This window comes from Streptomyces sp. TBY4, assembly GCF_024213195.1.
Classification (GTDB): Bacteria; Actinomycetota; Actinomycetes; order Streptomycetales; family Streptomycetaceae; genus Streptomyces.
The window spans coordinates 12,973-38,133 of record NZ_JANAVF010000026.1; the positions used below are offsets into that span (position 1 = coordinate 12,973).

General features: G+C 72.8%; 22 protein-coding genes. 9 read left to right on the forward strand and 13 right to left on the reverse strand.

Annotated elements, in window-relative coordinates; genetic code table 11:
* Window positions 1-7 precede the first annotated feature (7 nt).
* On the reverse strand, window positions 8-1,162 hold the full coding sequence (locus NLX94_RS36960) for an acyl-CoA dehydrogenase (protein WP_254387663.1): 1,155 nt from the start codon (window positions 1,160-1,162) through the stop codon (window positions 8-10).
* A 5-nt stretch (window positions 1,163-1,167) separates the two neighbouring features.
* Window positions 1,168-2,376, reverse strand: coding sequence for an amidohydrolase family protein (locus NLX94_RS36965; RefSeq protein WP_250742735.1), 1,209 nt, complete (start codon window positions 2,374-2,376; stop codon window positions 1,168-1,170).
* A gap of 175 nt (window positions 2,377-2,551) precedes the next feature.
* Here NLX94_RS36965 and NLX94_RS36970 point away from each other — a divergent pair, with 175 nt between their 5' ends.
* Window positions 2,552-4,105 (forward strand): class I adenylate-forming enzyme family protein, encoded by a 1,554-nt coding sequence (locus tag NLX94_RS36970; RefSeq protein WP_254387664.1) that lies wholly within the window; start codon window positions 2,552-2,554, stop codon window positions 4,103-4,105.
* A gap of 121 nt (window positions 4,106-4,226) precedes the next feature.
* Here the strand turns inward: NLX94_RS36970 and NLX94_RS36975 are convergent, their stop codons facing one another.
* The gene (locus tag NLX94_RS36975; protein ID WP_254387665.1) at window positions 4,227-4,754 is read right to left on the reverse strand and encodes an EF-hand domain-containing protein; all 528 of its coding nucleotides are present in this window, start codon (window positions 4,752-4,754) and stop codon (window positions 4,227-4,229) included.
* 321 nt (window positions 4,755-5,075) lie between these two features.
* On the opposite strand from NLX94_RS36975, the gene NLX94_RS36980 reads away from it, so the two are divergent.
* Both NLX94_RS36980 and NLX94_RS36985 read left to right on the forward strand, forming a co-directional pair.
* On the forward strand, window positions 5,076-5,684 hold the full coding sequence (locus NLX94_RS36980; protein ID WP_254387666.1) for a sigma-70 family RNA polymerase sigma factor: 609 nt from the start codon (window positions 5,076-5,078) through the stop codon (window positions 5,682-5,684).
* The gene (locus NLX94_RS36985) at window positions 5,681-7,054 is read left to right on the forward strand and encodes a maleylpyruvate isomerase N-terminal domain-containing protein (RefSeq protein WP_254387667.1); all 1,374 of its coding nucleotides are present in this window, start codon (window positions 5,681-5,683) and stop codon (window positions 7,052-7,054) included. Before NLX94_RS36980 ends, NLX94_RS36985 begins: the two co-directional genes overlap by 4 nt.
* A gap of 12 nt (window positions 7,055-7,066) precedes the next feature.
* On the opposite strand, the gene purU is transcribed toward NLX94_RS36985, so the two are convergent.
* Window positions 7,067-7,942 (reverse strand): formyltetrahydrofolate deformylase, encoded by an 876-nt coding sequence (gene purU / locus NLX94_RS36990; RefSeq protein WP_254387668.1) that lies wholly within the window; start codon window positions 7,940-7,942, stop codon window positions 7,067-7,069.
* 19 nt (window positions 7,943-7,961) lie between these two features.
* The gene (locus NLX94_RS36995) at window positions 7,962-8,408 is read right to left on the reverse strand and encodes a hypothetical protein (RefSeq protein WP_254387724.1); all 447 of its coding nucleotides are present in this window, start codon (window positions 8,406-8,408) and stop codon (window positions 7,962-7,964) included.
* A gap of 231 nt (window positions 8,409-8,639) precedes the next feature.
* Between NLX94_RS36995 and NLX94_RS37000 the strand changes: the two genes are divergently transcribed.
* On the forward strand, window positions 8,640-9,974 hold the full coding sequence (locus NLX94_RS37000; RefSeq protein WP_254387669.1) for an ABC transporter substrate-binding protein: 1,335 nt from the start codon (window positions 8,640-8,642) through the stop codon (window positions 9,972-9,974).
* A 36-nt stretch (window positions 9,975-10,010) separates the two neighbouring features.
* On the opposite strand, the gene NLX94_RS37005 is transcribed toward NLX94_RS37000, so the two are convergent.
* Window positions 10,011-11,375: a hypothetical protein gene (locus tag NLX94_RS37005; RefSeq protein ID WP_254387670.1), complete on the reverse strand. Its 1,365-nt coding sequence runs from the start codon at window positions 11,373-11,375 to the stop codon at window positions 10,011-10,013.
* 161 nt (window positions 11,376-11,536) lie between these two features.
* Window positions 11,537-12,916, reverse strand: a complete 1,380-nt coding sequence (locus tag NLX94_RS37010) for a transcriptional regulator (protein WP_254387671.1) — start codon at window positions 12,914-12,916, stop codon at window positions 11,537-11,539.
* A 220-nt stretch (window positions 12,917-13,136) separates the two neighbouring features.
* Here NLX94_RS37010 and NLX94_RS37015 point away from each other — a divergent pair, with 220 nt between their 5' ends.
* From NLX94_RS37015 to NLX94_RS37025, 3 genes are all read left to right on the forward strand, one after another.
* On the forward strand, window positions 13,137-13,817 hold the full coding sequence (locus tag NLX94_RS37015; protein WP_254387672.1) for a bifunctional DNA primase/polymerase: 681 nt from the start codon (window positions 13,137-13,139) through the stop codon (window positions 13,815-13,817).
* A gap of 145 nt (window positions 13,818-13,962) precedes the next feature.
* The gene (locus NLX94_RS37020; protein ID WP_254387673.1) at window positions 13,963-14,835 is read left to right on the forward strand and encodes an ABC transporter ATP-binding protein; all 873 of its coding nucleotides are present in this window, start codon (window positions 13,963-13,965) and stop codon (window positions 14,833-14,835) included.
* Window positions 14,832-16,481 (forward strand): transporter, encoded by a 1,650-nt coding sequence (locus tag NLX94_RS37025; RefSeq protein ID WP_254387674.1) that lies wholly within the window; start codon window positions 14,832-14,834, stop codon window positions 16,479-16,481. Before NLX94_RS37020 ends, NLX94_RS37025 begins: the two co-directional genes overlap by 4 nt.
* Window positions 16,482-16,753: 272 nt before the next feature.
* Here NLX94_RS37025 and NLX94_RS37030 read toward each other — a convergent pair whose 3' ends face one another.
* Together NLX94_RS37030 and NLX94_RS37035 are read right to left on the reverse strand one after the other, a co-directional pair.
* The gene (locus NLX94_RS37030) at window positions 16,754-17,686 is read right to left on the reverse strand and encodes an alpha/beta fold hydrolase (RefSeq protein ID WP_254387675.1); all 933 of its coding nucleotides are present in this window, start codon (window positions 17,684-17,686) and stop codon (window positions 16,754-16,756) included.
* 404 nt (window positions 17,687-18,090) lie between these two features.
* The gene (locus NLX94_RS37035; RefSeq protein WP_254387676.1) at window positions 18,091-18,783 is read right to left on the reverse strand and encodes a metal-dependent transcriptional regulator; all 693 of its coding nucleotides are present in this window, start codon (window positions 18,781-18,783) and stop codon (window positions 18,091-18,093) included.
* A 268-nt stretch (window positions 18,784-19,051) separates the two neighbouring features.
* On the opposite strand from NLX94_RS37035, the gene NLX94_RS37040 reads away from it, so the two are divergent.
* Complete coding sequence (locus NLX94_RS37040; RefSeq protein WP_254387677.1) at window positions 19,052-19,807, forward strand: SIS domain-containing protein; 756 nt, start codon at window positions 19,052-19,054, stop codon at window positions 19,805-19,807.
* A 35-nt stretch (window positions 19,808-19,842) separates the two neighbouring features.
* On the opposite strand, the gene NLX94_RS37045 is transcribed toward NLX94_RS37040, so the two are convergent.
* Window positions 19,843-21,165: a PAS domain-containing protein gene (locus NLX94_RS37045; protein WP_254387678.1), complete on the reverse strand. Its 1,323-nt coding sequence runs from the start codon at window positions 21,163-21,165 to the stop codon at window positions 19,843-19,845.
* A 426-nt stretch (window positions 21,166-21,591) separates the two neighbouring features.
* Window positions 21,592-22,215, reverse strand: coding sequence for a pyridoxamine 5'-phosphate oxidase (gene pdxH / locus NLX94_RS37050; protein WP_254387725.1), 624 nt, complete (start codon window positions 22,213-22,215; stop codon window positions 21,592-21,594).
* A gap of 237 nt (window positions 22,216-22,452) precedes the next feature.
* Between pdxH and NLX94_RS37055 the strand changes: the two genes are divergently transcribed.
* Window positions 22,453-23,559 carry a citrate synthase 2 gene (locus NLX94_RS37055; protein ID WP_254387679.1) on the forward strand — a complete coding sequence of 369 codons (1,107 nt, stop codon included), beginning with the start codon at window positions 22,453-22,455 and terminating at the stop codon, window positions 23,557-23,559.
* A 106-nt stretch (window positions 23,560-23,665) separates the two neighbouring features.
* Here the strand turns inward: NLX94_RS37055 and NLX94_RS37060 are convergent, their stop codons facing one another.
* Entirely contained in the window at window positions 23,666-24,274 is a 609-nt protein-coding gene (locus NLX94_RS37060; protein ID WP_254387680.1) for a TetR/AcrR family transcriptional regulator, read from the reverse strand.
* Window positions 24,262-25,008: an enoyl-CoA hydratase family protein gene (locus tag NLX94_RS37065; protein ID WP_254387681.1), complete on the reverse strand. Its 747-nt coding sequence runs from the start codon at window positions 25,006-25,008 to the stop codon at window positions 24,262-24,264. The genes NLX94_RS37060 and NLX94_RS37065 overlap by 13 nt, the downstream gene beginning before the upstream one ends.
* Between the last annotated feature and the right edge of the window lie 153 nt (window positions 25,009-25,161).

Genomic DNA, 25,161 nt, shown 5'->3' on the forward strand with positions numbered 1-25,161 from the left:
GGAACGCTCACCTGCCCTTCGGAAGGCCGAGGATGCGCTCGGCCACGATGTTCTGCTGGATCTGCGAGGTGCCCGCCGCGATCGTGTAAGACAGCGAGGAGAGCCGGTCCAGGGTCCATTCCTGGTCCAGGGAGAGCGCCTCCGCACCCAGCACCTCGGCGGCGACCTCGTACATCTCCTGGCGCGCGTGCGAGTACGCCAGCTTGAAGACGCTGCCGCCGATGCCCGGGACCCCGCCCGAGCGCTCGGACTCGCTGACGTTCCACTGGGTGAGCCGCCACAGGGCGCCGAACTCCCCGTACAGCCGGCCCAGCCGGCGCCGCAGCACCGGGTCGTCCCAGCGGCCGTTGGCCTTCGCGGTGCGCGCCAGCTCCCCCAGGGTGCGGCGGCAGGCGACGACCTCGCCGACGAAGGCGGTGCCGCGCTCGAAGGACAGGGTCACCATCGTGACCCGCCAGCCGTCGTTCTCGGCGCCGACCCGGTCGGCGACCGGGACCCGTACCTCGTCGAGGAACATCTCCGCGAACTCGGTGGACCCGGCGAGGGTGCGCAGCGGCCGGATCGTCACCCCGGGCGCGTCCATCGGCATGGCCAGCCAGGAGATCCCGCGGTGCTTGGGGGCATCCGGATCGGTGCGGACCAGCAGCTCGCACCAGTCGGCGACCTCCGCGTGCGAGGTCCATATCTTCGAGCCGGTGATCACGTACTCGTCGCCGTCGCGGACGGCGCGGGTGCGCAGCGAGGCCAGGTCGGAGCCGGCGTCCGGCTCGCTGAAGCCCTGGCACCACACCTCGTCCCCGCGCAGGACGGGCGGCAGCCAGCGCGCCCGCTGCTCCGCGGTGCCCTCGGCGGCGATGGTGGGCCCGGCGTGCAGCAGCCCGACGAAGTTCGCGCCGACGTACGGGGCTCCGGCGCGCTCGGTCTCCTCCAGGTAGATCAGGTGCTGCGTGGGGGTGGCGCCGCGGCCGCCCGCGTCCACCGGCCAGTGGAGTCCCGCGTACCCGGCGTCGTACAGCCTGCGCTGCCAGCCGGCGTCGTAGGCGCGGCGGCCCGGCCAGTCGTCGGGCGAGGGCTTGGGGGGCAGGTCGGGGAGCACGTGGGCGAGCCAGGCCCGCAGCCGGGCCCTGAACTCGCGCTCCTCCTCGGTGTAGGTGAGGTCCACTGCGCCTACCGTCCCGTCCGCCGGTCCTTGTCGAAGTCGAGTCCGAGCATACGGATGGCGTTTCCGCGCATGAGCTTGTAGACGGTCTCCTCGTCGAGGCCCTTAACGTGGTCGAGGGCGACCTCCTTGGTGTGCGGGAAGGTCGAGTCCACGTGCGGGTAGTCGGTCTCGAAGGTGGCGTTGTCGCGGCCGACGACGTCCAGCGAGGCGATGCCGTGCTTGTCGCGGAAGAAGCAGCAGAACATCTGCCGGTAGTAGTACGTGGACGGCGGCTCGGGGATCAGGTCCTTGACCCCGCCCCAGGCGCGGTGCTCCTGCCACACGTCGTCGGCGCGCTCCAGGGCGTACGGGATCCAGCCCATCTGGCCTTCGCTGTACGCCAGTTTCAGCGTCGGGAACTTGACGAGCACCCCGCTGAACAGGAAGTCCATCATCGAGGCCATGGCGTTGTTGAAGCTGAGCGCGGCCTGCACGGCGGGCGGGGCGTCGGGGGAGGCGGCGGGCATCTGGGAGCTGGACCCGATGTGCATGTTGACGACGGTGCCGGTCTCCTGGCAGACGGCGAAGAAGGGGTCCCAGTAGCCGGAGTGGATGGACGGCAGGCCGAGGTAGGTCGGGATCTCGGAGAAGGTCACCGCCCGCACCCCGCGCGCGGCGTTGCGGCGGATCTCGGCGACGGCGAGGTCGATGTCCCACAGCGGGATGATGCAGAGCGGGATGAGCCGGCCGCCGCTGTCCCCGCACCACTCCTCGACCATCCAGTCGTTGTAGGCGCGCACGCAGGCCAGGGCCACCTCCTTGTCCTTGGCCTCGGCGAAGGTCTGCCCGCAGAAGCGCGGGAAGGTCGGGAAGCACAGGGAGGCCTCGACGTGGTTGAGGTCCATGTCGAGGAGGCGCGCCTTGGGGTCCCAGCAGCCGCGCCGCATCTCCTCGCGGGTGATGCCCTCCAGGGTCATCTCGTCCCGGTCGAAGCCGACGGCGGCGATGTTGCGCTTGTACGGGAACTTCAGGTCCTCGTAGATCCACCAGTCGGTGGGCGGGCCGTCGGGGTCCATGGTGATCACGTACTTGCCGCCGGTGTAGGCGAGCTCGCCGATGCCGGCGGTGAGCGCCTTGGGTCCGCGGTCGCGGTACTTGGCCGGCAGCCACACGTCGAAGAGGTGGGCCGGTTCGATGACGTGGTCGTCGACGCTGATGATCCGAGGCAGTTCCATGGTGTCCCCTCGCTGAATCCGATGCGACGCTGACGCGAATCTGATGGAGCGTCAGAAATCTGGAACCAAGCTAGCTCCCCACCCCTGGACCGACAAGCGTCCGCGCTCTACGCTCTGCGCTTGATCTGACTAGCCGTCAGGTCGCCGCGCAGACCGAGGGAAGGGCGGGCCCGAGATGACGGACACCAGCACCGCAGTCGAACTCAGCCGGTCCCGCACGCTCTGGGACCTGATCACCCGCCGGGCCGCCATGACCCCCGACGCCCCCGTCCTCATCGAGGCCGCCGAGGACCCCGCACAGGACCGCCGGCTGACCTTCGCCGAGCTGCAGGGCCGCTCGGAGCGGGTCGCGGCCGGCCTGTACGGCATGGGCGTGCGCCCCGGCACGGTGGTCGCCTGGCAGCTCCCCACCCGCATCGAGACCGTGCTGCTCTCGGTCGCCCTCGCCCGCCTCGGCGCCGTCCAGACCCCCGTCATCCCCTTCTACCGGGACCGCGAGGTCGGCTTCGCGCTGCGCGAGTCGAAGGCGGAGTTCTTCGCCGTCCCCGGCACCTGGCGCGGCTTCGACCACACGGCGATGGCGCACCGCCTCGGCGCCCGCGGCATCTTCGAGGCCTACGACTCCCTCCCCGACGGCGACCCCGCGGTGCTCCCCCCGCCCCCCGGGGAGGGCGTCTCGGTCCGGTGGATCTACTGGACCTCGGGCACCACCTCGGACCCCAAGGGCGTCCTGCACACGGACCGCTCCCTGATCGCCGGCGGCTCGTGCCTGGCCCACGCCCTGCACCTGTCACCGGACGACGTCGGCTCGATGGCCTTCCCGTTCGCCCACATCGCCGGCCCCGACTACACGGTGATGCTCCTGCTCTACGGGTTCCCGGCGGTCCTCTTCGAGAAGTTCGCGATGCCCGACGCCCTGGACGGCTACCGCCGCCACGGGGTCACCGTCGCCGGCGGCTCCACCGCCTTCTACTCGATGTTCCTCACCGAGCAGCGCAAGGCCCCCTCCACCCGGCTCATCCCCAGCCTCCGCCTCCTCGCGGGCGGCGGCGCCCCCAAGCCCCCGGAGATCTACCACGCGGTCGTCCGCGAGCTGGGCTGCCAGCTCACCCACGGCTACGGCATGACCGAGGTCCCCATGATCACGATGGGCGCCCCGGACGACACCGCGGAGAACCTCGCCACCACCGAGGGCCGGCCCCCGCAGGGCATGTCCATCCGCATCACCACCCCGGACGGGACGCCCCTCCCCCCGGACACCGACGGGGAGGTCCGCCTGCGCGGGGAGGCGGTCTGCCAGGGGTACCTGAACCAGGAGCAGAACGCCGGCGTCTTCGACCCCGACGGCTACCTCGTCACCGGCGACCTCGGCCACCTCACGAAGGACGGCTACCTGGTCCTCACGGGCCGCAGCAAGGACGTCATCATCCGCAAGGGCGAGAACATCTCGGCGAAGGAGATCGAGGACCTGCTCCACCTGCTCCCCGCCGTGGCCGACGTCGCCGTCATAGGCCTCCCCGACCCGGAACGCGGCGAACGCGTCTGCGCGGTCGTCGAACAGCCCCCGGGCGCGGCCCCGCTGACCCTGGCCGAGGTGACCGCACACCTGCGCACGGAGGGCCTCTCCACCCACAAGCTCCCGGAACAACTGGAACTGGTCGAGGCCCTGCCCCGCAACGACGCCCTGCGCAAGGTCCTCAAGTACAAGCTCCGCGAACGCTTCGCATAGGAGCCGGCGCGGTACGGCCGGGCACGGCCGCAGTACGGCGCGGCACGCACCGGCCACCATCAGGGCGCACGCGGGGCCGCGGGGTCAGTGCCCCGCCACCCCGCTCCCGCCCGGCCAGGGCCTACGCGTCCGGGGCCGCCACTCCGCAGTACCCGGCGAAGGCCGCCAGGATCTCGTCCTCCGTGATGCGGCCGTCGCCGTCCGCGTCCAGGGCCGCCGCGAGCGGGCCCGCCAGTTCCTCCGGGGTGCCCAGCACGCGCAGGACGCGGGCCGTGGCCTCCGGGGTCGCACCGCCGCCGGCGGCCCCATCGGCGTCCGCCGCCGCGATCACCGCGCGCAGGAACGGCCGCGCGATCTCCGCGAACCGGTGCGGGTTGTCCCGCAGCCGCTTCGCCGCGCCCGTGACGAACTCCTCGCGGGACACCCGCTGGTCCCCGTCCACGTCCGCGATGCCGGCCATGCCCTGCCAGAAGGCCTCCGCGCCCGCGAAGACGGCCTGGCCCCTGTCGGAGCGGGCAGCCACGGCGAATTCGGCCAGGACCGCCCTGGCCGCCGTACTGAAGTCCTCCCGGTCGATGTACCCGGACCCGTCCTGGTCAAAGGTGGCGAAGCGGGCGGCGATCTTGCGCTCGTATTCTGCGCTGTCCATATTCGGCGTTCCGCCTTCACGTATGCGGTGGGGTGCAGTTCAAGACAGGACAGGAGCGTAAGGCCTACGTGGCCTGCGCGTTAAGCGAAGCGGGCAAGGAGGTGGCCGCATCGAACCAGCGCACGAGGAGCGCGGCGGGGCGCGTACGCCTGTGCCCATGCAGCCGCCGCTACATCGGCGTTCACACCGCGCGACGCACCTATCACGGAGGGCGCACTTCCGGGACGAGGTTCTGGCAAAACGGGCGCACACCGCTGCATGCCCACTACATTCGAGTGGTCGACACACGGCTGCGAAACCGGGAGACCGGCTGGGGGCACGATGCCGAAGGACGCACCACCGCGCTGGGACCGCCGCATGCAGCAACGCCTGGCCCGCGGTGAGGCCGCCGCGCTCGGCGAGCTGTACGACCGGTTCGCCTCGCTCGTGCACAGCCTCGCCCACCGGGTCCTCGGCGACGAGAAGGCCGCCGACCGGGTCACCCGCGAGGTCTTCGGCTACATCTGGGAGAACCCGGACGCCTACGACCCCAAGCAGGGCTCCATGCGCTCCTGGGTCGCCCGCATCACCCAGGGACAGGCCGTGGCCCGCCTGCGCCAGGCCGAACTGGGCAACGGCTCCCGCGAGGAACTGGAACAGAAGGTGCGCAGGGCCAACGCGGCGGCCCGCGCCGACTTCATCGTCACCTCCATGCCCGCACCCCTGCGGGCCGCGCTCGAACTCGCCTACTTCAAGCGCCGCGACTACCGCCAGGCCGCCGCCGACCTGCAGATCAGCGAGGACGAGGCCCGGCGCCGGCTGCGCCTGGGCCTGCAACTCCTGTCCACGGCCAACGCCGTCCCGCGCGAGGACACGGTCCGGCCGGGATACGGCTCCTCCGAATACGGCCCCTCCGGATACGGTCCCTCCAATTATGGAAATGCCCGATGACGATGCCGCCGAGCCCCTTCGGTGAAGACGAAAGCGAAGGGGAAGAGTACGAACCCCTCCCGAAGCCCGGCGGCCCCGCACGCATACCGGGCCCGCGCGGGGCGGCCGACGACCTCGATGCCGAGGACCTGACCGACCTGACCGAGTTGGACGGCCTGACCGACCTGGCCGACCTCGACGACTCCGAGTACACCTCGTACCCGGTGGTCACCGGGTACGTCGCACCGCTGCCCGCCGAGCCCGAGCCCGCTCCCGTCCCCGCCGCGCCGCCGCCCAGCCACGCCGTACTGAAGTCCCTGCTCGGCGCCTGGGCCCTGGCGGCCTGCTCCGCGGACGAGACCCAGGCCGTCGAGGACCACCTCACCGAGTGCGCGCCCTGCGCCGAGGAGGCGCTGCGGCTGCGCGACGCCGTGGGGCTGCTGCGCCCGGAGGAGAGCCTCGACCTCAAGCCGCTGCTGCGCTCGCGCGTACTGGAGGACTGCCTCGGCAAGCGCCCGGCCCGCATCCCGATCCCGTTGTGGGCGAGCCCGTACGACACGGAGACGGCCCGGCTCGACGCCCTGCTGCGGGACTTCGGGGACTCGGAGTGGCACACCCCGGTCCGGCTGAAGTGGTTCGAGGAGGAACGCCGCCAGACCCGCCGGACCACGGTGGCCGGGGTCATCGGCCACCTCCTGGCGGTGGACGGCCTCGTGGCGGCCGCGCTGGGCCTGGACGACCCCCTGGGCCGCGAGGCGTCCCCGGGAACCCCGGCCGAGCGGACGGAGCGGTTCTGGGAGGACTCCCCGTACCCGACCACCCGCCGGGTCCGCGAACCGTGGCGGGAGCAGGGCCACACCCTGGTCCGTACGGTGTCCTTCGCCGGCCGCGGCGTGGCCGAACTGGACGTGGACTACGGCGCCTTCGCCCTGCCCCTCGGGGACGCCTTCCTGGAGCGGGCCTTCGAGTGCTGGGTGCACGCCGTGGACATCGCGGAGGCGGTGGACTATCCGTACGAGCCGCCGTCCGCGCCCCACCTGAACCGGATGATCGACCTGGCGGCCCGGCTCCTGCCGGCGGCCCTGGCCGGGCGCCGGCGCGCGGGGCTGGCGGCGCCGCCGCGCGGGCTGGTCGCGGCGGGGGCGCCGGGCCGGACCCTGCACCTGGAGATCGAGGGTGCGGGTGGCGGCGGCTGGGACATCGCCCTGGACTCCCCGGCGGCGAAGCCGTCGCCGGACCACACGGTGGCCCGGATCGCCCTGGACGGCGCCGAATTCTGCCAGCTCGCAGCCGGTCACATCTCCCCGGAGGAGGCCGCGGTCGGCCAGAACGGCGACCGGGAGGCCATCCGCGACGTCCTCTTCGCGGCGGCCTCGCTCAGCCGGATGTAGGCCCCGCCGGGTCTACGTGAAGACGACCGTCCGGGTCCCGTTGAGCAGGACCCGGTGCTCGCTGTGCCACTTCACGGCCCGCGCCAGCGCCTGGCACTCCACGTCCCGCCCGATCGCCACGAGCTGGTCCGGGGTGACCTCGTGGCCCACCCGCTCGACCTCCTGCTCGATGATCGGGCCCTCGTCGAGGTCCGCCGTCACGTAGTGCGCGGTCGCGCCGATCAGCTTCACGCCCCGGGCGTGGGCCTGGTGGTACGGCTTCGCGCCCTTGAAGCTCGGCAGGAACGAGTGGTGGATGTTGATGATCCGCCCGCTCAGCTCCTTGCACAGGGTGTCCGACAGCACCTGCATGTACCGCGCGAGGACCACGAGGTCCACGTCCTCGGCCCGCACCAGCTCCAGCAGCTGCGCCTCCGCCGCCGCCTTCGTGTCCTTCGTCACCGGGATGTGCACGAACGGGACCCCGTAGGAGCCGACCAGTTCCTCGAAGTCGGTGTGGTTCGAGACCACCGCCGCGATCTCCACCGGCAGCGCGCCGATCCGGTGGCGGAAGAGCAGGTCGTTGAGGCAGTGCCCGAACTTCGAGACCATCAGCACGATCCGCATGCGCTCGTCGGAGCGGTGGATCTGCCAGTCCATCCGGAAGGTGTCGCCGATCGCGGCGAAGCTCGCCCGCAGCTTCTCCACCGTCACCGGGGCGTCGGCCGCGAAGTGGACCCGCATGAAGAACAGGCCGGTGTCGCGGTCGCCGAACTGCTGGCTGTCCTCGATGTTGCACCCGGTCATGAACAGATAGCTGGACACGGCGTGCACGATGCCCTGCTTGTCCGGGCATGAGAGGGTCAGTACGTACTGCTGCGTGGCCTGGGGCTGCGGGTCGTCGCTCATGACCCCACAGCCTTCCACATCACACCGCGCGCGTGAGGATCCTCAGGACGTCCAGTGAGCGCGGACGCGCGTCCGGGTCGTCCCCGTCCGCGGTCGCCAGCCGTACGTGGGCCTCGCGCGCGGCCCGTACCGCCTCCGGCCAGGCGTGGTGCTCCAGGTAGCCGGAGACGGGGGCGTCGGGGCCTATCTGGTGCATGATCCGCAGCACCCGCAGCACGGCGAGGTCGACCAGGGCCGCCTCCTGCGAGTCGCGGAAGATCGTGCCGACGTACTTCTCCGCGGACCAGCTGTCGAGCCAGGTGTCCTCGACGAGCCGGTACACGGCGTCGGTGACGTCCCCGTACCCTTCGGCGCCGGCCAGCCAGGTGTCCTCCTGGAAGGCGGGGTCGGAAAGCATGTGCAGCGCCGAGCGCACGTTGCTGCGCCAGCGCCACCACGGCATGTCGTTGAGGGGCATGCCGCCCATGGTGGAGGAGCGGCCGCCGCGGCGGGAAGAGTTCTTCGAACCTTGGGCGAATGTCACGCTTTCGATCGTACGTTCCTGGTCAGCGTGATCTTGAGGCGCCCGGAGCCGGAGGCCGGACCCGGGCCGGTGCTCACTCAGCGTGTGCACGACACTCGTAATTCACCTCGACGTCACCCGATGTTGCGCACACCTCACACCTCAGTTACCCCTGACGCGGAATGGTGCATGCACATGACCACCCGGCGACGCGCATCAGCACTCTCCCGCACCCTTCTGGCCCGGACCACGGCCATGGCGATGGGCGCGTGTCTCGTCGCCGGCTGCGGGGCGCTCCCCGGAGGCTCGGGGGGCTCCGGGGGCGCCGACACCCTCACCGTCATGACCTTCGCCCCGGAGGACTCCAAGGCGACCAACATGCCCGGCATGCCGGGCATGGCCAAGGCGTACGAGCGCTGGGTCAACTCCAAGGGCGGCATCAACGGCCGCAAGCTGCGCGTCCTGACCTGCAACGAACGCAACACGGCCTCCGGCGCCGCCGACTGCGCCCGCAAGGCGGTCGCCGAGAAGGCCGTCGCCGTCGTCGGCTCCTACAGCCAGCACGGACGCGCCTTCCTGGCCCCGCTGGAGGCCGAGGGCATCCCCTTCATCGGCGGGTACGGGGTCTCCCCCGAGGAGTTCCAGTCCCCGCTCTCCTTCCCCGTCAACGGCGGCCAGCCCGCCCTGCTGGCCGGCGCCGGCCACCAGCTGGGGCGCAGCTGCGGCAAGGTGGCCCTGGTCCGCCCGGACACCCTCGCCGGCGACTCCCTGCCCATCCAGCTCAACGCCGGGCTCAAGGCCAACCAGATGGGCGAGGCCAGCGACATCCGGGCCGCCGAGGACTCCGCCGACCTCTCCGTCCAGGCCGGCGAGGCACTGGCCGCCTCCTCCCCCGGCACCTCCTCCAAGGGCGGCGCGAGCTCCGCGAAGGACGGGAAGGAGAAGGGCTGTGTGGCCGCCGTGCTCGGCGCCCGCACCGAGACCTTCTTCGACGCCTTCCGCCGCGCCGACTCCCAGAACCGCAAGCCGCAGATCTCCTCGGTGCTCGGCTCGGTCAGCCAGGCCCTGGTCGACCGCACCGGCGGCAAGGAGAGCCCCTTCGAGGGCGCGTACGTCACGAGCTGGTACCCGGTCGCCGCGGACCCGCTCTGGACGCAGATGCGCAACGTGATCTCCGACCACGCCTTCGGCGACAACGCCGTGGACCCCGACGACAGCGGCGCCCAGACCACCTGGATCGCGTACACCGTGCTCGGCGAGATGGTGAAGCGGTTCAAGGAGGACGAGGACCTCACCGGGCGCGCCCTCACCCGCAAGCTCAACCAGGCCGAACCCGTGAAGACCGGCGGCCTGACCCCCGATCTCAGCTGGCGCTACCAGGACATGCGCGCCGTCTCCGGCTTCCCCCGCATGGTCAACGGCCGGGTCACCTTCCAGGTCGTCCAGCAGGGACGCCTGGTGGCCCAGCAGGGCGGCGAGCAGTCCATGGACATGACCAAGACCCTGGAGCAGGCGCCCCGTTCGAGCTAGGGCCCGCCAACGGCCGTGGGCCGTCGGCGGGAAGGCCTAGAGCTGGGTCTTGTCGCGCTTGGTGAGCCCGTACTTGCCGGCGATGCCGTTCCACATCCCCGCGGCGGACTCCTTCGCCCGGGTGGCGTCGCCGCTCGCCTTGTTCCCGTCCGAGGCGTTGCCGGTCGACTTGGCCTTGCCGTCCTTGCACTTGTCCTCGTCGGACTTGATGTCGTCGGCCCACGCCGCGTAGCTGTTGTCGGCCTCGGCGGAGGACTTCCACGCCTTGGTCAGGGCCGCGGTCAGCTTCGCGTGGTTCGGGAGCTGGTCCACCTTGAGTTCCTGGAGCCGGGTCACCAGCTCCTCCCGCTGCCGGGCCGCGTCGCGCAGATCGCCGGCCGCCTGGTCCAGGTTGCTGCAGCCCTTGATGTCATCGACGGCCTTGATCACCGCGGCCCGGCTGTCGTTGCTGTCCGCGAGGAGCTTGTCGAGCTGGACCGCCTGCGGCTGCGCGGGGTCCAGCGGAGCCTCGCCCTTGTCCGCGGCGGAGCTGCCGGCGCTGGGGGTGGCCGCCACGGCGGCCGGGTCGTTGCTCTGCGCCTTGCCGTCGCTGAGCAGCGCGCCGACCCCGAGACCGACGACGGCCAGGCCGATGACGACGGCGGCGACGATCGCGGGCGAGACCTTGCGGGGGGCGGGGGCCTCCGGCTGGCCCTGGTAGTGCGCAGGCGCGTACTGCTGCTGGTGCTGCGGGTACGGCTGCTGCGCGTACTGCTGCTGCTGGTGCTGCTGGTGCTGCTGCGGGTGGGGGCGGTGCGGCGGCGGAGGCTGCCGGCGGAGCACCGGCTCCTGGATGGGGGGCAGCTGCTGCGTGTGCTGCATCTCCTGCTGCCCCTCCCCGCGGAACAGCCCGTCGAACCCGGCGGCGGGATCGGCCGGCGCGGCCGGCACCGGCGGGATGTACTGCGTGGCGGCCTCGTCGTACGAGGGGGCGGCCGGGACCGGCGGTATGTACTGGGTCGCGGCCTCGTCGTGCGCCGGGCCCGCGGGGATCGGCGCGATGTACTGCGTCGCGGCCTCCTCGTGCGCGGGGGCGGCCGGGACCGGCGGGATGTACTGGGTGGCGGCCTCCGGCAGCGGCGGGTAGCCGTAGCCGTGGGGGTCGCCGGGGCCCTCGTAGCCGGGGCCGACCACGTGCCCCTGCGGGTAGCCGTAGGAGGGGCCCCCGGGTGCGGGGTAGCCGTAGGAGGGCCGGCCGTGCGAGGCCTCGCCGTACGGAGCCTGACCGTAGGCGGGCTCGCCGTGCAGGTACTCCGGCTCGGCGCCGGGCTGCCCGTACGGCGCCGCGGGCGGCTGCGGGGGCACGTGCGGGCCCCACGGCTCGCCTCCCTGCGGGCTGCCGCCCTGTCCGCTCTCCGTCACCGGAACTCCCTCTCCGACCTGTCCGCGTCCACGGAACCGTCGGCTCACGCTACCGGTCCCCGAAGAGTTTGACAGGGTCGCCCCGGAGTCCGTACGGCCCCGGGGCCGTCCGGCACTCCGGCGCGTGCGGTCGGTCACACGTGGAGCACGGGAGCCGTCGCTCAGCCGACCGGCTCCAGGCGGGCGGTGAACTCCCGGGCGGCCGGCTCCTCCCGGTACGGGTCCAGGCGGGTCCGGAAGTCCTCCAGGTACACCGCCCCGCGGTGGGAGCGGAGCCCCGACAGGAGCTCCGCCGCCCGCGTCGCCGTCTGGCAGGCGGCTTCCACCTCGCGCTGCTGCACCCGGGCCGCCGCCAGCAGGAGCAGGCCGATGGCCCGGCGCCGCGCCTTGCCCGCCGGGAGGTCCCGCAGGACCTCCTCCGCGCGCTTGGCCGCCGCGTCGGCCTGGCCCAGGTCCCGGTGACAGTGCGCCAGTTCGTCCGCGAGGTAAGCCTGGTCGAAGTGCCGGATCCACTCCGGGTCGTCCCCCGACTCCGGCTCCGCCCGCTCCAGCGCCGTCAGTGCCCGCGAGGACAGCACCGCCGTGGACCGCGCGTCGCCGAGCAGCGCGTGCCCCCGCGCCTCCGCCGCGTAGAACATCGCCTCCACCCGGGGGGTGACCTGGCCGCGCGTGCCCTCCTGCGCCGCTCTGGCCAGCTGCGCGATCTCCCTCGGATTGCCCAACTCGGCGGCGAGGTGGCTCATCGAAGCCGCCAGCACGTACCCCCCGTACGCCCGGTCGCCGGCCGCCTGCGCGAGCCGCAGGGCCTGGATGTAGTAGCGCTGGGCCAGGCCCGGCTGGCCGGTGTCCACCGCCATGTAGCCCGCCAGCTCGGTGAGGCGGGCCACCGCCGCGAACAGCGCCCGGCCGACCGGCTCCCGGTACGAGCCGCCGATCAGGCCGGAGACCACCGAGTTGAGGTAGTGCACCACCACCGGGCGCACGTGCCCGCTGCCGAAGCGGTGGTCGAGCTCCTTCAGCGCCTGCGTGGTGGCCCGTACCGCCTCCACGTCCGACATCCCCACCCGTGAGCCGCCGCTGCGCGCGACCTGCGCGTCGGCCCCGGTGATGAGCCAGTCGCGGCTGGGCTCGACCAGCGCCGAGGAGGCCACGCTCGACCCCGACAGGAAGTCGCGCCGGCCCACGTCGCTCCGCCACAACTCGCTGACCTGCTCGATCGCGCCGATGACGGTCGGGGAGAATTGCAGGCCGACGCCCGAGGCGAGGTTCTTGCCGTTGGCCATGCCGATCTCGTCGATGGTGACGGTCCGGCCGAGTTTGCGGCCCAGCGCCTCGGCGATGATCCCGGGGGCCCGGCCGCGCGGCTGCTGGCCGCGCAGCCAGCGGGCCACGGAGGTCTTGTCGTAGCGGAGGTCGAGGCCGTGCTCGGCCCCGCACATGTTGACGCGCCGGGCGAGCCCGGCATTGGAGCACCCGGCTTCCTGGATGAGCGCCTGCAGCCGTTCGTTCGGCTGACGTGCGACGAGAGGCCTGGCTGCCATGAAAACCCCCAGGGGCCGCGGGTGATCGCTGGAATGATCACTTCCCGCCTGATGTGCGGGGAATCTTCCCCATTGCGTCCTGTCGCTACCCACCTCCGGCGCCCCGGCCTCCCACGCGCCCCCTGCGATGCACCGATGCGCCCCGCGTGCAGGATCGATGCTCCGGAGCCCGGCCGGTTTACGCCCGTAACCCCCGGTGACCGCAAGAGTTGTGTTGCACGTGGAAGAGACCATCGGAGTCACGGAGACCGCGCCCATCCCCCTGCAGCGCAGTGAGCCGCTGCTGGACCATGCCGTGCGGTACACGGAAGAACGGCACTGGGATGTCTTCGCCGGCACCTGGCTGGAGTCCTGCGAAGGGCGGGAACAGTGCTCGTGCGGCGCCGCGGAGTGCCCGGCACCCGGCGCGCACGCGGCGGGGAAGGACTGGGCCTCGCAGGCCTCGGGGAGCGCCGTGCAGGTCAGGCGACTCTGGGGGAAGAACCCGAAGGCCGCCATCCTGCTGCCCACCGGCCGGACCTTCGACGCCCTCGACGTCCCGGACGCGGCCGGATTCCTGGCGCTGGCCCGGCTCCAGCGCATGCAGCGCACCCTCGGACCGGTCCTCGCCAACCCGTCGGGCCGGATGCTGTTCCTCGTCCTGCCCGGCGCCGGGGCGAAGGTGCCCGACCTGCTGCGCAAGATCGGCTGGCAGCCGTCCCAACTCGACCTGGTCGCACGGGGCGAGGGCGAGTACGTGGCCGCGCCGCCGACCCGCATCGGCGGGCGCGGCAGCGTGCAGTGGGCGCAGCCCCCGACGGCCGCGAACCGGTGGCTGCCGGACGTGGAGGAGCTGATCGACGCCCTGGCCTACGCCTGCGGGCGCGAGGCGGCGGCGGAACGGGCCCGGCGCACACCGTGATCCGGGCCCGCCGGTCCAGCTCACCGGGCTCTGACCAGCGGAGATCTACGTGGGGAAACTCATGACATAAGTAACTGCTCAGCCTCTCCCCCTCCTCCTATGGTGAGAAAAGCAGGACACGGGGAACAGAACGAGAGGCAGGCGCATGCCGGACCAGGGCGTTGCGACGGGCGGGACGGACGGAACGGGCGGCGGTGCGCGACCCGCGCCGTCCGCCGCACCCGCCGTGCGGGTAGAGGGTTTGTGGAAGCGGTTCGGCGAGCAGGTGGCCGTGTCCGGGATCGATCTGGAGCTGCCCGCCGGGCAGTTCGTGGGACTGGTCGGGCCGAACGGCGCGGGCAAGACGACGACGCTGTCGATGGTGACCGGGCTGCTGCGCCCGGACATGGGCCGGGTGATCGTCGCCGGGCACGACGTGTGGGCGGACCCGGTGCAGGTGAAGTCCCGGATCGGCGTACTGCCGGAGGGGCTGCGGCTCTTCGAGCGGCTCTCCGGGCGGGAACTGCTCGGCTACATGGGCCGGCTGCGGGGGCTGCCGGGCAAGGAGACGGACAGCCGGGCCACCCAGCTGCTGGACATCCTCGACCTGGCCGGTTCGCAGCACAAGCTGATCGTCGACTACTCGACGGGCATGCGGAAGAAGATCGGCCTGGCGGCCGCGCTGCTCCACAACCCCGAAGTGCTCTTCCTGGACGAGCCGTTCGAGGGGGTGGACCCGGTGTCCGCGCAGACCATCCGCGGAGTGCTGGAACGTTACACCTCCTCCGGGGCCACGGTCGTCTTCTCCTCCCACGTCATGGAGCTCGTCGAGTCGCTGTGCGACTGGGTGGCCGTCATGGCCGCCGGCCGGATCCGGGCCGCGGGCACGCTGGCCGAGGTACGGGGCGACGCGCCCTCGCTGCAGGCCGCGTTCCTGGAGCTGGTCGGTGCGCAGGGCCGGGCCACGGGCGAGTCCCTGGACTGGCTCGGCGGCGGGGCCGCGGGCAACGGGGCGGGCAGCGGGGCGGGCGTCCGATGAGCACCTCCGCCGCTCCCGCGGCGCCGGCCGCACCGGCCACGCTCGCCGCACCCGCCGCGTCCGCCGGCATCACCCCGGTCTTCATCCGGCTCAAGCTGTCGCTCCTGCGCAACGGCCTCAAGGGCTCCCCGGCGCGCAAGGCCGCCTACTTCGGCGCCCTCGCCTTCGCGCTCTTCGTCGCCTTCCTCGCCGTGCTCGGCCTCATCGCGCTGCGCGGCAACGCGCAGGCCGGCACGGTCGTCGCCCTGCTGGCGGCGATCATGGCCCTCTGCTGGGCCTTCGTCCCGCTGTTCTTCGCCACCGGCGACGAGACGCTCGACCCGAGCCGGCTGGTCATGCTGCCGCTGCGCCCGCGTCCGCTCATCCAGGCCCTGCTGGCCTCCTCGCTCATCGGCATCGGGCCGCTGTTCACGCTCTGCCTGGCCGTCGGCTCCGTGATCGCCGTCGCACGGGGCGCCGCGGGCCTGGTGGCCGCCGTCCTGGCCGTACCGCTGCTGCTCGTCGGCTGCGTGACGCTGGCCCGGGCGGTCGCGACCGCCAACGTACGGCTCCTGACCAGCCGCAAGGGGCGCGACCTCGCGCTGCTCAGCGGCCTGCTGATCGCGATCGGCGCGCAGGTGGCGAACCTCGCCATCGCGCGGCTGGCCGAACCGGGCGGCCTGGACCGGCTGGAGCCGGCCGGGGCGGTCCTGCGCTGGCTGCCGCCCGCGACGGCCGTCGGGATGGTGGACTCCGCGAGCGAGGGTTCGTACGGGATCGCGGCAGCCCAGCTCCTCATCACGGTCGCGGCCCTCGGGCTGCTGCTCTGGTACTGGGAGCGCGGCCTGACCAAGCTGATGGTCACCCCGGACGGTTCGACGATCGTGGCCGCCAAGGACCACAAGAAGAAGCCGGCCGGCGGCGGCCGGTCGCTCCTGCCGGACAACCGTACGGGCGCGGCCGCCCAGCGCTCGCTGCGCTACATGGTGCGCGATCCGAAGACGAAGTCGGCGTCGGTGTCGGCCCTGGCGCTCGGTCTGATCATCCCGGTCGTCAACGCCGTCCAGGGGGGCGGCTCGGTGTACCTGGCCTGCTTCGCCTCGGGCATGCTCGGCCTCCAGATGTACAACCAGTTCGGGCAGGACACCTCGGCGTTCTGGATGGTCGCGCAGACCATCTCCAGCACCCGGGACGCGTACGTGGAGCTGCGCGCCCGCGCCCTGGCCCTCGCGCTGGTCACCGTGCCCTTCACCGTGCTGGTCGCGGCGGTCACCGCCGGGCTGGTCGGCAACTGGTCCGGTCTGCCCGCCGGCTTGGGCCTGGCCCTGGCCCTGCTCGGCTCGATGCTGTGCACGGGAGCCCTGTCGTCCGCCTACTTCGCGTACTCGATCCCGACCGACGGCGCCTTCAAGAACGTCGCCCCGGGCCAGGGCGCCCTGGCGTGGACGAGCCTCCTCCTCGGCATGCTCGCCTCGGCACTGATCAGCTCTCCGCTGATCGCCCTGGCCATCTATTTCAGCGCCACGGACCAGCAGTCCGCGGCCTGGATCCTGCTCCCGCTGGGCGTGGCCTGGGGCACGCTGGCCACCTGGGCCGGCCTGCGCATCGCGGCACCGGCGGTGGCGCGCAAGCTCCCCGAGATCCTGCTGGCGGTCAGCAAGGGCTGACCGGCGGGGCCTTCGCAGCGAAAAGCCCCCGGGTGCCGCCTCGTGACGAGGCGGCACCCGGGGGCTTCGCGCTGTCGTGCCGCCGGTCACCCGTCGGCCCGGCCGAGGCGGACGAGCATCTTGCCGGTGTTGCCCCGTGACGGCCCCCGCAGCGGCGTCAGTCGGCCCGGCCGGCCCCAGTCGGGCTCACCGCCCCGCCCGGGCCCACAGCGGCCCCAGTCCGGCTCACCGTGCCCCGCGAGCCCCACCCCGCCCCCGCCCGGCCCCGCCCCTCACGCCGAGGCCTTGATTCCCTCCAGGAACGGCTCCACCGCGGCCCGCCACGCCGCCGGGTGGTCGTAGTGGAGGTAGTGGCCGGCGTCCGGGATCTCCGCGTACTGGCCGGCCGGGAGGACGCGGACCATCTCCTGGGCCTCCGCGCGGCCCAGCTCGCCGTCCAGGCCGCGCACGACCAGCGTCGGGCAGCGGACCTGGGCGAGTTCCTCCCAGTGCGCGTCGTGCACCCACGTCTCGCGCGCGCTCAGCATCTGGCGGCGCGAGAACAGCGGGCGCCAGCCGTCGGCTGCCTCGTGCATCACCTCGGCGAAGAACTCGCCCCGGCCCGGGTCCGGGCGCTCCACCCGCGGATCGTCCTCGCCGAACCAGCGGCGCGCGGCGTCCTGGGTGGGGAACGGCAGCGGCCAGTGCCGGAACCATTCCTCCCACTCCTGCTGCGAGGCCTCCCCCAGCGCGGACGCCCGCATGTCGCAGATGACCAGGGCCGCTACGAGGTCGGGGCGGCGGGCCGCCAGCTGCCAGGCGGTGAGGGCGCCCATGGAATGGCCGATCAGCGTCACCGGTGCGAGGCCGAGCTGCTCGACGGCCGCTTCGGCGTCGGCCACGAAGGCCTCGCGGCCGTAGGCGACGGAGCTGCCGGGGCCGGTGGTCGCAGGGCGTTCGCTCTGGCCGTGGCCGCGCTGGTCGAGGGCCACGACGCGGCGGCTCGCCCCGAGCCAGCGGGCGGTGCCCGCCCAGTGGAAGGCGCGGCCCATCAGGCCGTGTAGTAAGAGGGCCGCGGGCTCACCCGACGGCGGCAGCTGCGCCGAATCCGATGCCGAATCCGATGCCGGCTCCGGATCGGACGCCGGCTCCGCGGCCGCTGCGCGGAACTCCCAGGCCGCCAGGCGTACGCCGTCGGCCCCCGTCACATCGAGGCGTCGTACCACCGCAGATGCACCCCCTTCGCTCCCGGCCACAGTATCGAACCCGTATTCGAAAACGGGGTTCTCGCCTACAACACCGCTCTTTCGAGTGACCTTGCTCAAGGATTGACCGCCGCTGCCGATGGAGATCCTTTCAACAGGGAGGCGGGCCGCTCGGGGAAGACGGTCCGAAGGGGTGACCTTGAGAGCTCGGGGCTCCAGGTCGAACAGGGGAGGACTGGTCCCGGCGCCGCAAGGCGCCGGGACCATCCATACAGATCCGCACCGGTCCACATCGACCGACACCAGCCGGTTTCGCTCGCACTGGCGACCCGATCGAACGCCTGTACGTCAGCCCGCCGGATACCGCCTGCCCGCCGGCCGGCAGTACGCCCGCCGTACGCTCAGCCGCCCGTCAGCGCCCCCCGTCAGCGCTTCGCCACGAACACGTGGGAGGCGATGTCCGCCTCCAGCTCCGCGGCCTCGCCCCCGCTGCCGACCAGCACACCGCCCGGCGACTCGGTCACGCTGACCACCGAGCCGGGCTGCACGCCCGCCCGCCGCAGTGTGTACATCAGCTGCGCGTCCGTCTGGATCGGCTCACCGATCCGGCGGATCACCACGGTCTTGCCGTCCACGCCCGGGTCCAGCTCCGCCAGGCTGACCATGCCCTCCTCCAGGAAGGGGTCGGCCTCCGCCTTCTCGCCCAGTTCCTCGAGCCCCGGGATCGGGTTCCCGTACGGCGACTCGGTCGGGTGGCGCAGCAGCTCCAGCACCCGCCGCTCCACCGCCTCGCTCATCACGTGCTCCCAGCGGCAGGCCTCGGCGTGCACCTGCTCCCACTCCAGGCCGATGACGTCGACGAGCAGACACTCCGCGAGGCGGTGCTTGCGCATCACCCGCGTCGCCAGCCGGCGCCCCTCCTCCGTCAGTTCCAGGTGCCGGTCACTGGCGACGGCCACCAGGCCGTCGCGCTCCATCCGCGCCACCGTCTGACTCACCGTCGGGCCGCTCTGGTCGAGCCGCTCGGCGATACGGGCGCGCATGGGGACCACGCCTTCCTCTTCCAGTTCGAGGATGGTGCGGAGGTACATCTCCGTGGTATCGATCAGTCCGGACATTCGTGCCCCTCGGATTGCGTGCGCTGGCCCTGCCCCCAATTCTGACCCATCACGCCGACAACCGTCCCGTGTAGGACGTCAAGGGCCGTTCCGGAATGCCCCGGAACACTTCCCCGGACCGCTCGGGCGCCTCTCATTACGCCCCCCACCGGGCCTTTCGCCCCTTGGATCTACGTCCGTATTGACACGCCCTTGGTCCAGACCGCACGGTGAGCGGCGGACACGGACGACAACCTCACCCACTCCCACCCCGGAAGGCCTTCGGCGTATGAGCGAGAGCAAGCTGGCCGGTCAGTTCTTCGATGCCGCGATCGGGCTGCTGGAGCGGGTGCGGGACGAGGAGTCCGGCCGCATCAACGAGGCCGGGACCGTCATCGCGGAGGCCGTGGCCGCCGGGAACAAGCTCTTCGCCTTCGGCGCCGGGCACTCCTCCCTGCCCGCCCAGGACGTGGTCTACCGGGCCGGCGGACTCGCCCTGATGAACTTCCTCGCCGTCCCCGGCACCGCCGGCATCGACGTCATGCCCGCCACCCTCGGCAGCGCCCTGGAGCGCGTCGACGGCCTCGCCGGGGCGGTCCTGGACAGCAGCCCGGCCTCCGACGGCGACGTCCTCGTGATCATCTCGCTCTCCGGGCGCAACGCGCTGCCGGTGGAGATGGCCATGAACGCCCGCGCGATCGGCCTCAAGGTCATCGGCGTCACCTCGGTGGCCTACGCGACCGGCACCAAGTCCCGCCACGTCTCCGGCACCTTCCTCAAGGACCACTGCGACATCGTCCTCGACAGCAAGATCGCGGTCGGCGACGCCGAGCTCACCCACGAGGGCATCGAAGCCCCCTTCGCCCCCGCCTCCACCGTCGTGACCAGCGCGATCATGCAGGCGGTCATGGCCGCCGCGGCCGGCGAGCTCGTCGCCCGCGGGGTGGAGCCGCCGCTCCTGCGCTCCGGCAACGTGGACGGCGGCCACGAGTGGAACGGCCGCGTCATGCAGGAGTACGGCGACCGCATCTTCTTCCGCCACTAGCCGCGCCCGCGGCGCCGCGGGTGCGCCGGGTGACCTCACCGCCCCGCCAGGTCCAGGTCCGCCGCGACACGGGCCGCCACCTCCTCCGCGTACGCCGCGTCCGCGCGCTCGAAGGCGGGCCTGGACGGCCCCCGCAGGAAGGTCAGCGTCCCCAGGCTCCGGCCCCGGCTGCGCAGGACCGTGCACAGGGCGTGCGCCGCGCCCTCGGGCCAGCGCCGGGAGCCCGCCCACGCGGCGTCGGCCTGCCCGCGCGGCGCGCTGGTCCGCACCGACCCGGCCCGGTCCAGCGCCTGCAGCGCCGGGTGGCCCGCCCCGTAGCGCACGGGGATCGCCCCGGGCTCCGGCAGCCCCGGCAGGCCGGGCGGGGACGCCGCCCAGCGCAGCAGCCGCGCGGGCGCGGGCTCCCGTACGGGTTCCCGTAGCGGCTCCAGTACGTCGACCAGCGCGTGCTCGGCGAAGCCCGCCAGGGCGAACTCCAGCCGCACCGCCGCCGCCTCCGCGGGGTCCTCGCACTCGGCGGCGGCCCGCCCGGCCCGGTACAGCTGATGGGACCGGAAGCGCAGCTGCGCCGTGTCCAGCTGCGCCTGCCGGGCCTCGGTGACGTCCTGGAACAGCAGCGCGACCCCGAGCGGTACGGGTTCCTCCGCGAGCGGCGACGCGAGGCGCAGGAACCCGCACCGCCAGCACCGCCGCCGCACGCCCTCGGGGCCCCGTACGGACACCCACAGCTCCGCGGGGGCCGGGGGCGCCCCCTCGGCCAGCACGTGCTGCAGGGCCCCCTCCAGCTCCTCCACCCCCTGCGCCAGCAGCTCCCCCAGGGGCCGCCCGAGCAGCACGGTGCGGCCGGAGCCGAAGGCGCGGGCGGCATGGGCGTTGACCACGGCTGGCCGCAGATCCACATCCACGAGCACGACCCCCCAGGAGGCGTCCTCCATCAACGCCTCGCTCAGGGCGATGGACCGCTCCAGGTCGATCTGCGCGTGCACCTCGCTGAAGGCGCAGTACACCCCGGCCGGCTTCCCGCCGGCGCCCGGCACCCCCGCGGACTGGGTCCGCACGAGCACCCGCCCGCCGTCCTTGGTCAGCAGCGCGAACTCGTGCACCTGCCGCCCCGGCACCTCCTGGGCGGCCATGAGTCTGTCCTGCACGTCCTGCGCGTCGGCGGCCCGCACGGCCCACCCCGCGAACCCCTTGCGCCCCACGGCCTCCCCCGCCGACCACCCCAGGATCCGCTCGGCCTCACGGTTCCAGTGGGTGATCACGCCGTCGGCATCGAACGCGCACAAGGCCGCGTCCATCCCGTCCAGCAGCGCTGCGAGCAGATCGTCGGCGGTGTCGTTACGTCCGAATGCAGTCACCTGGGCCCCTGCAGGTGTTCGCGTGTGCGGCACGTCACAGCATTGAACTCGAACGTGACGCAGCCCACACCGGTTTCTGTGGATTGGGGCAAGAAATCCGTCAGGAGCCGGTCAGGAAGACGATCGCGGATGTCGCCTCCCCCGGCCGTAAATAAACGGTTGTGGGGGCGGGGGGACGTGCCTAGGCTCTGTCTCACACGAGAAGGGAGGTGGTTGCCGCAATGTACGGAAACCGGACGCGTGAGGTGGCTGCGGGCTAAAGCGCCCGTTGTCGCACGCACCCAGTGCGGTGCCCGGCGGAGTCGCCGGCGCCAATCCCAAGCAGTCACCCGACCCGCGGGCTCGCCGGTACGTCCGGCCGGCTTCCCCCACTGCAGGGGGGAAACCCGAGCCCGCGGGTCGTCTGCGTTTTCAGGGCCGCCCCGATTACGGGCAGAGGCGTTCCACGCGCCATTTGCCGTCCTCCAGGACGTAGCGGAGGCGGTCGTGGAGGCGGTTCTCGTGGCCCTGCCAGAATTCGACCGCGTCCGGGACCACGCGGATGCCGCCCCACTGCGGGGGCACCGGCACCTGTTCGCCCTCCGGGTAGCGGGCTTCCAGTTCCGCGTAGCGGCGGTCCAGTTCCGCGCGCGAGCCGATCACCGTGGACTGCTCGCTGGCCCAGGCGCCCAGCTGGGAGCCGTGGGGGCGGGAGCGGAAGTACGCCGCCGTCTCGTCCCGGCCGATGCGGGAGGCGGTGCCGGTGACGATGACCTGGCGGGCGATGGGGTGCCAGGGGAAGAGCAGGGAGACGAACGGGTTCGCGGCCAGTTCGCGGCCCTTGCGGGAGTCGTAGTTCGTGAAGAAGACGAAGCCACGGTCGTCGAACTGCTTCAACAGGACCGTGCGCGAACTGGGGCGGCCGTCCGGACTTGCGGTCGCGACGACCATCGCGTTGGGTTCGAAGACGTTCGCCTCCGCAGCGTCGCGGAACCAGCGCGCGAACTGGCCCATCGGCTCCTCGGCGAGGCTCTCCTCGTCGACGAGGTGGGAGCGGTACTGCTTGCGCATGTCGGCAGGGTCAAGGTGCTGATCGGTCACGCCGCCATCCTGCCGCAGCGGCGCGTCCGCGACTGTGCCGTATGTCACGCTTCCCCGCGCCAAGCGGAACGTACAAAATCTTGGGGCCGGTCCGACGGTCCCGAACGGATGACCATCGGCCGTGCCGGGCATCAACGGGGATGACCGCGCCGGACCGCGAATCACGCCGGGAGCCGCGCGTGTTCGCACTATTTGAGGAGCCGCCTGATGTCCGACTTCGTACCCGGTCTCGAGGGAGTCGTCGCGTTCGAAACGGAGATCGCCGAACCCGACAAGGAAGGTGGGTCGCTGCGGTACCGGGGCGTCGACATCGAAGACCTCGTGGGCCACGTCTCCTTCGGGAACGTCTGGGGCCTGCTGGTCGACGGTGCCTTCAACCCCGGCCTGCCGGCCGCCGAGCCCTTCCCGATCCCGGTGCACTCCGGTGACATCCGGGTCGACGTGCAGTCCGCGCTCGCCATGCTCGCCCCCGTGTGGGGTCTGAAACCGCTGCTCGACATCGACGAGCAGACCGCGCGGGACGACCTGGCACGGGCGGCCGTGATGGCGCTGTCGTACGTGGCCCAGTCCGCCCGCGGCCAGGGCCTGCCGATGGTCCCGCAGCGCGAGATCGACAAGGCCGGATCCGTGGTCGAGCGGTTCATGATCCGCTGGCGGGGCGAGCCCGACCCGCGCCACGTCAAGGCCGTCGACGCGTACTGGACCTCGGCCGCCGAGCACGGGATGAACGCCTCCACGTTCACCGCGCGCGTCATCGCCTCGACGGGTGCCGATGTCGCGGCCGCGCTGTCCGGCGCGGTCGGCGCCATGTCCGGACCGCTGCACGGCGGGGCGCCCTCGCGCGTCCTCGGCATGATCGAGGAGATCGAGCGCAGCGGCGACGCCGTGGCGTACGTGAAGAAGGCCCTCGACAAGGGCGAGCGGCTGATGGGCTTCGGCCACCGCGTCTACCGCGCCGAGGACCCGCGCGCCCGCGTGCTGCGGCGCACCGCCAAGGAGCTGGACGCCCCGCGCTACGAGGTGGCCGCCGCACTGGAGAAGGCCGCCCTGGAAGAGCTGCACGCGCGCCGCCCCGACCGGGTGCTCGCGACCAACGTGGAGTTCTGGGCCGCGATCATGCTGGACTTCGCGGAGGTCCCGGCGCACATGTTCACCTCGATGTTCACGTGTGCCCGTACCGCCGGCTGGTCCGCGCACATCCTGGAGCAGAAGCGCACGGGCCGTCTGGTGCGTCCTTCCGCCCGCTACACCGGGCCGGGCGTGCGCAACCCGCGCGAGATCGCCGGCTACGCGGACATGGCGGAGACCGCCTGAGCGAGCGGCCGCGTCGGCTGCCCCCGCACAGGGCCGCCGCAGGTGACGGGCGCCGCACCCCTCGGGGTGCGGCGCCCGCCGCGTTCCCGGGGGCTCCGGCGATGCCTCAGCCCAGCTCCGAGTCCAGGATCCGGGCCCACTGGGCGACCACCCGCGCCCGGCGGGCCGCGTCGTCCGTGAGGACGTTGGCCAGGCCCAGGCCGCGGGCCATGTCGAGCAGGCCCTGCACGGTCTCCCGTACGCCCGGTACGGACTCGTCCGCGCCCAGCAGCTCCACGGCCATCCGGTGGGTCTCGCGGCCCACCCGGGCCTCCAGCTCCGCCACGCGCGGGCGCAGCTGCTCCTCGTGGGAGGCCGCGACCCACAGCTGGAGGGCGGCGCGGAACATCGGGCCGGTGTACAGGTCGATGAGCGCCCCGACCACGTCGGCACGGGCCGCCGCGGGGCCGCCGCGCGGGAACAGGTCCAGCAGGGCGGTCGAGCGCACTTCGGCCATGTACTCGACGGCCGCCGTGAACAGCTCCTCGCGGGTGCGGAAGTGGTGCTGGGCCGCCCCGCGCGAGACACCGGCCCGCTCCGCGACCACGGCGACGGTGGAACCGGCCCAGCCCTGCTCGGCCAGGCAGGAGACGGCGGCCTCCAGGAGGTGGCGGCGGGTCACCCGGCTGCGGGCCTGCTTGGGGGCCGTCGGGTCGGTCGTGCTCACCGCAGCCATGACGGGGCCCGTCGTTCGAAGCGGGCGCTGATGCCCTCGCGGGCCTCGGCGGAGGCGAAGTGCCGGGCGGACAGCTCCGCGAGGGCGGTTCCGTCCCGCTCCAGGGCGGCCCGTACCGGGGCCGTGACCAGCCGTTTCGTCGCGGCGAGCGCCTCGGGGCCGGCCTTGAGGAGACCCTCCAGGACCGGGGCCAGGAGCTTGTCCAGATCCTCGGCTCCCCTGGCGTCGAGCGTGAGCAGCCCGATGCGGGTGGCCTCGGCGGCGCCGAAGACCTCGGCGGTCAGGAAGTACCGGGCGGCGGCGCGGGGGTCCAGCCGCGGGAGCAGCGGCGCGGAGATCACGGCCGGGACCACGCCGAGGTGCGTCTCGGTGAAGGCGTACGTGGACTCCTGCGCGGCGGCGGCGATGTCGCAGACCCCGAGCAGCCCGAGGCCGCCCGCGCGGACGTGGCCGGTGACCCGGGCGACGACGGGCAGGGGCAGTTCGGCGATCTCCCGGAGCAGGGAGAGGAAGTCGGCCGGGTCGCAGGGGGTTTTGAGATCGGCGCCGGCGCAGAAGGTGGTGCCGGTGTGGGTGAGGACGACGGCGCGGGTCGCGGGGGTGGCGGCCTCGGCGGCCAGGGCGGTGCGGAGTTCCTGGACCAGGGGGGCGGAGAGGGCGTTGCGGTTGGCCGGGGAGTCGAGGGTGAGGGTGGTGAGGCCGGGCGTTCGCGCGGCGTGGACCAGTGGGGGCATGTCTCCTCCGGAGGGGGTGAGCGGTCGGTCGGGGTCCCCTCCGGGGAGGGTATGCGGGCCGCCTGCGGCGGGCGGGGCCGGGCCGGGCGCCCTGCGGGGCGGAGTTCCCCTACCCGCCCTTCGCCCGTTCCCCGGGCGCTGCCCGGACCCGGT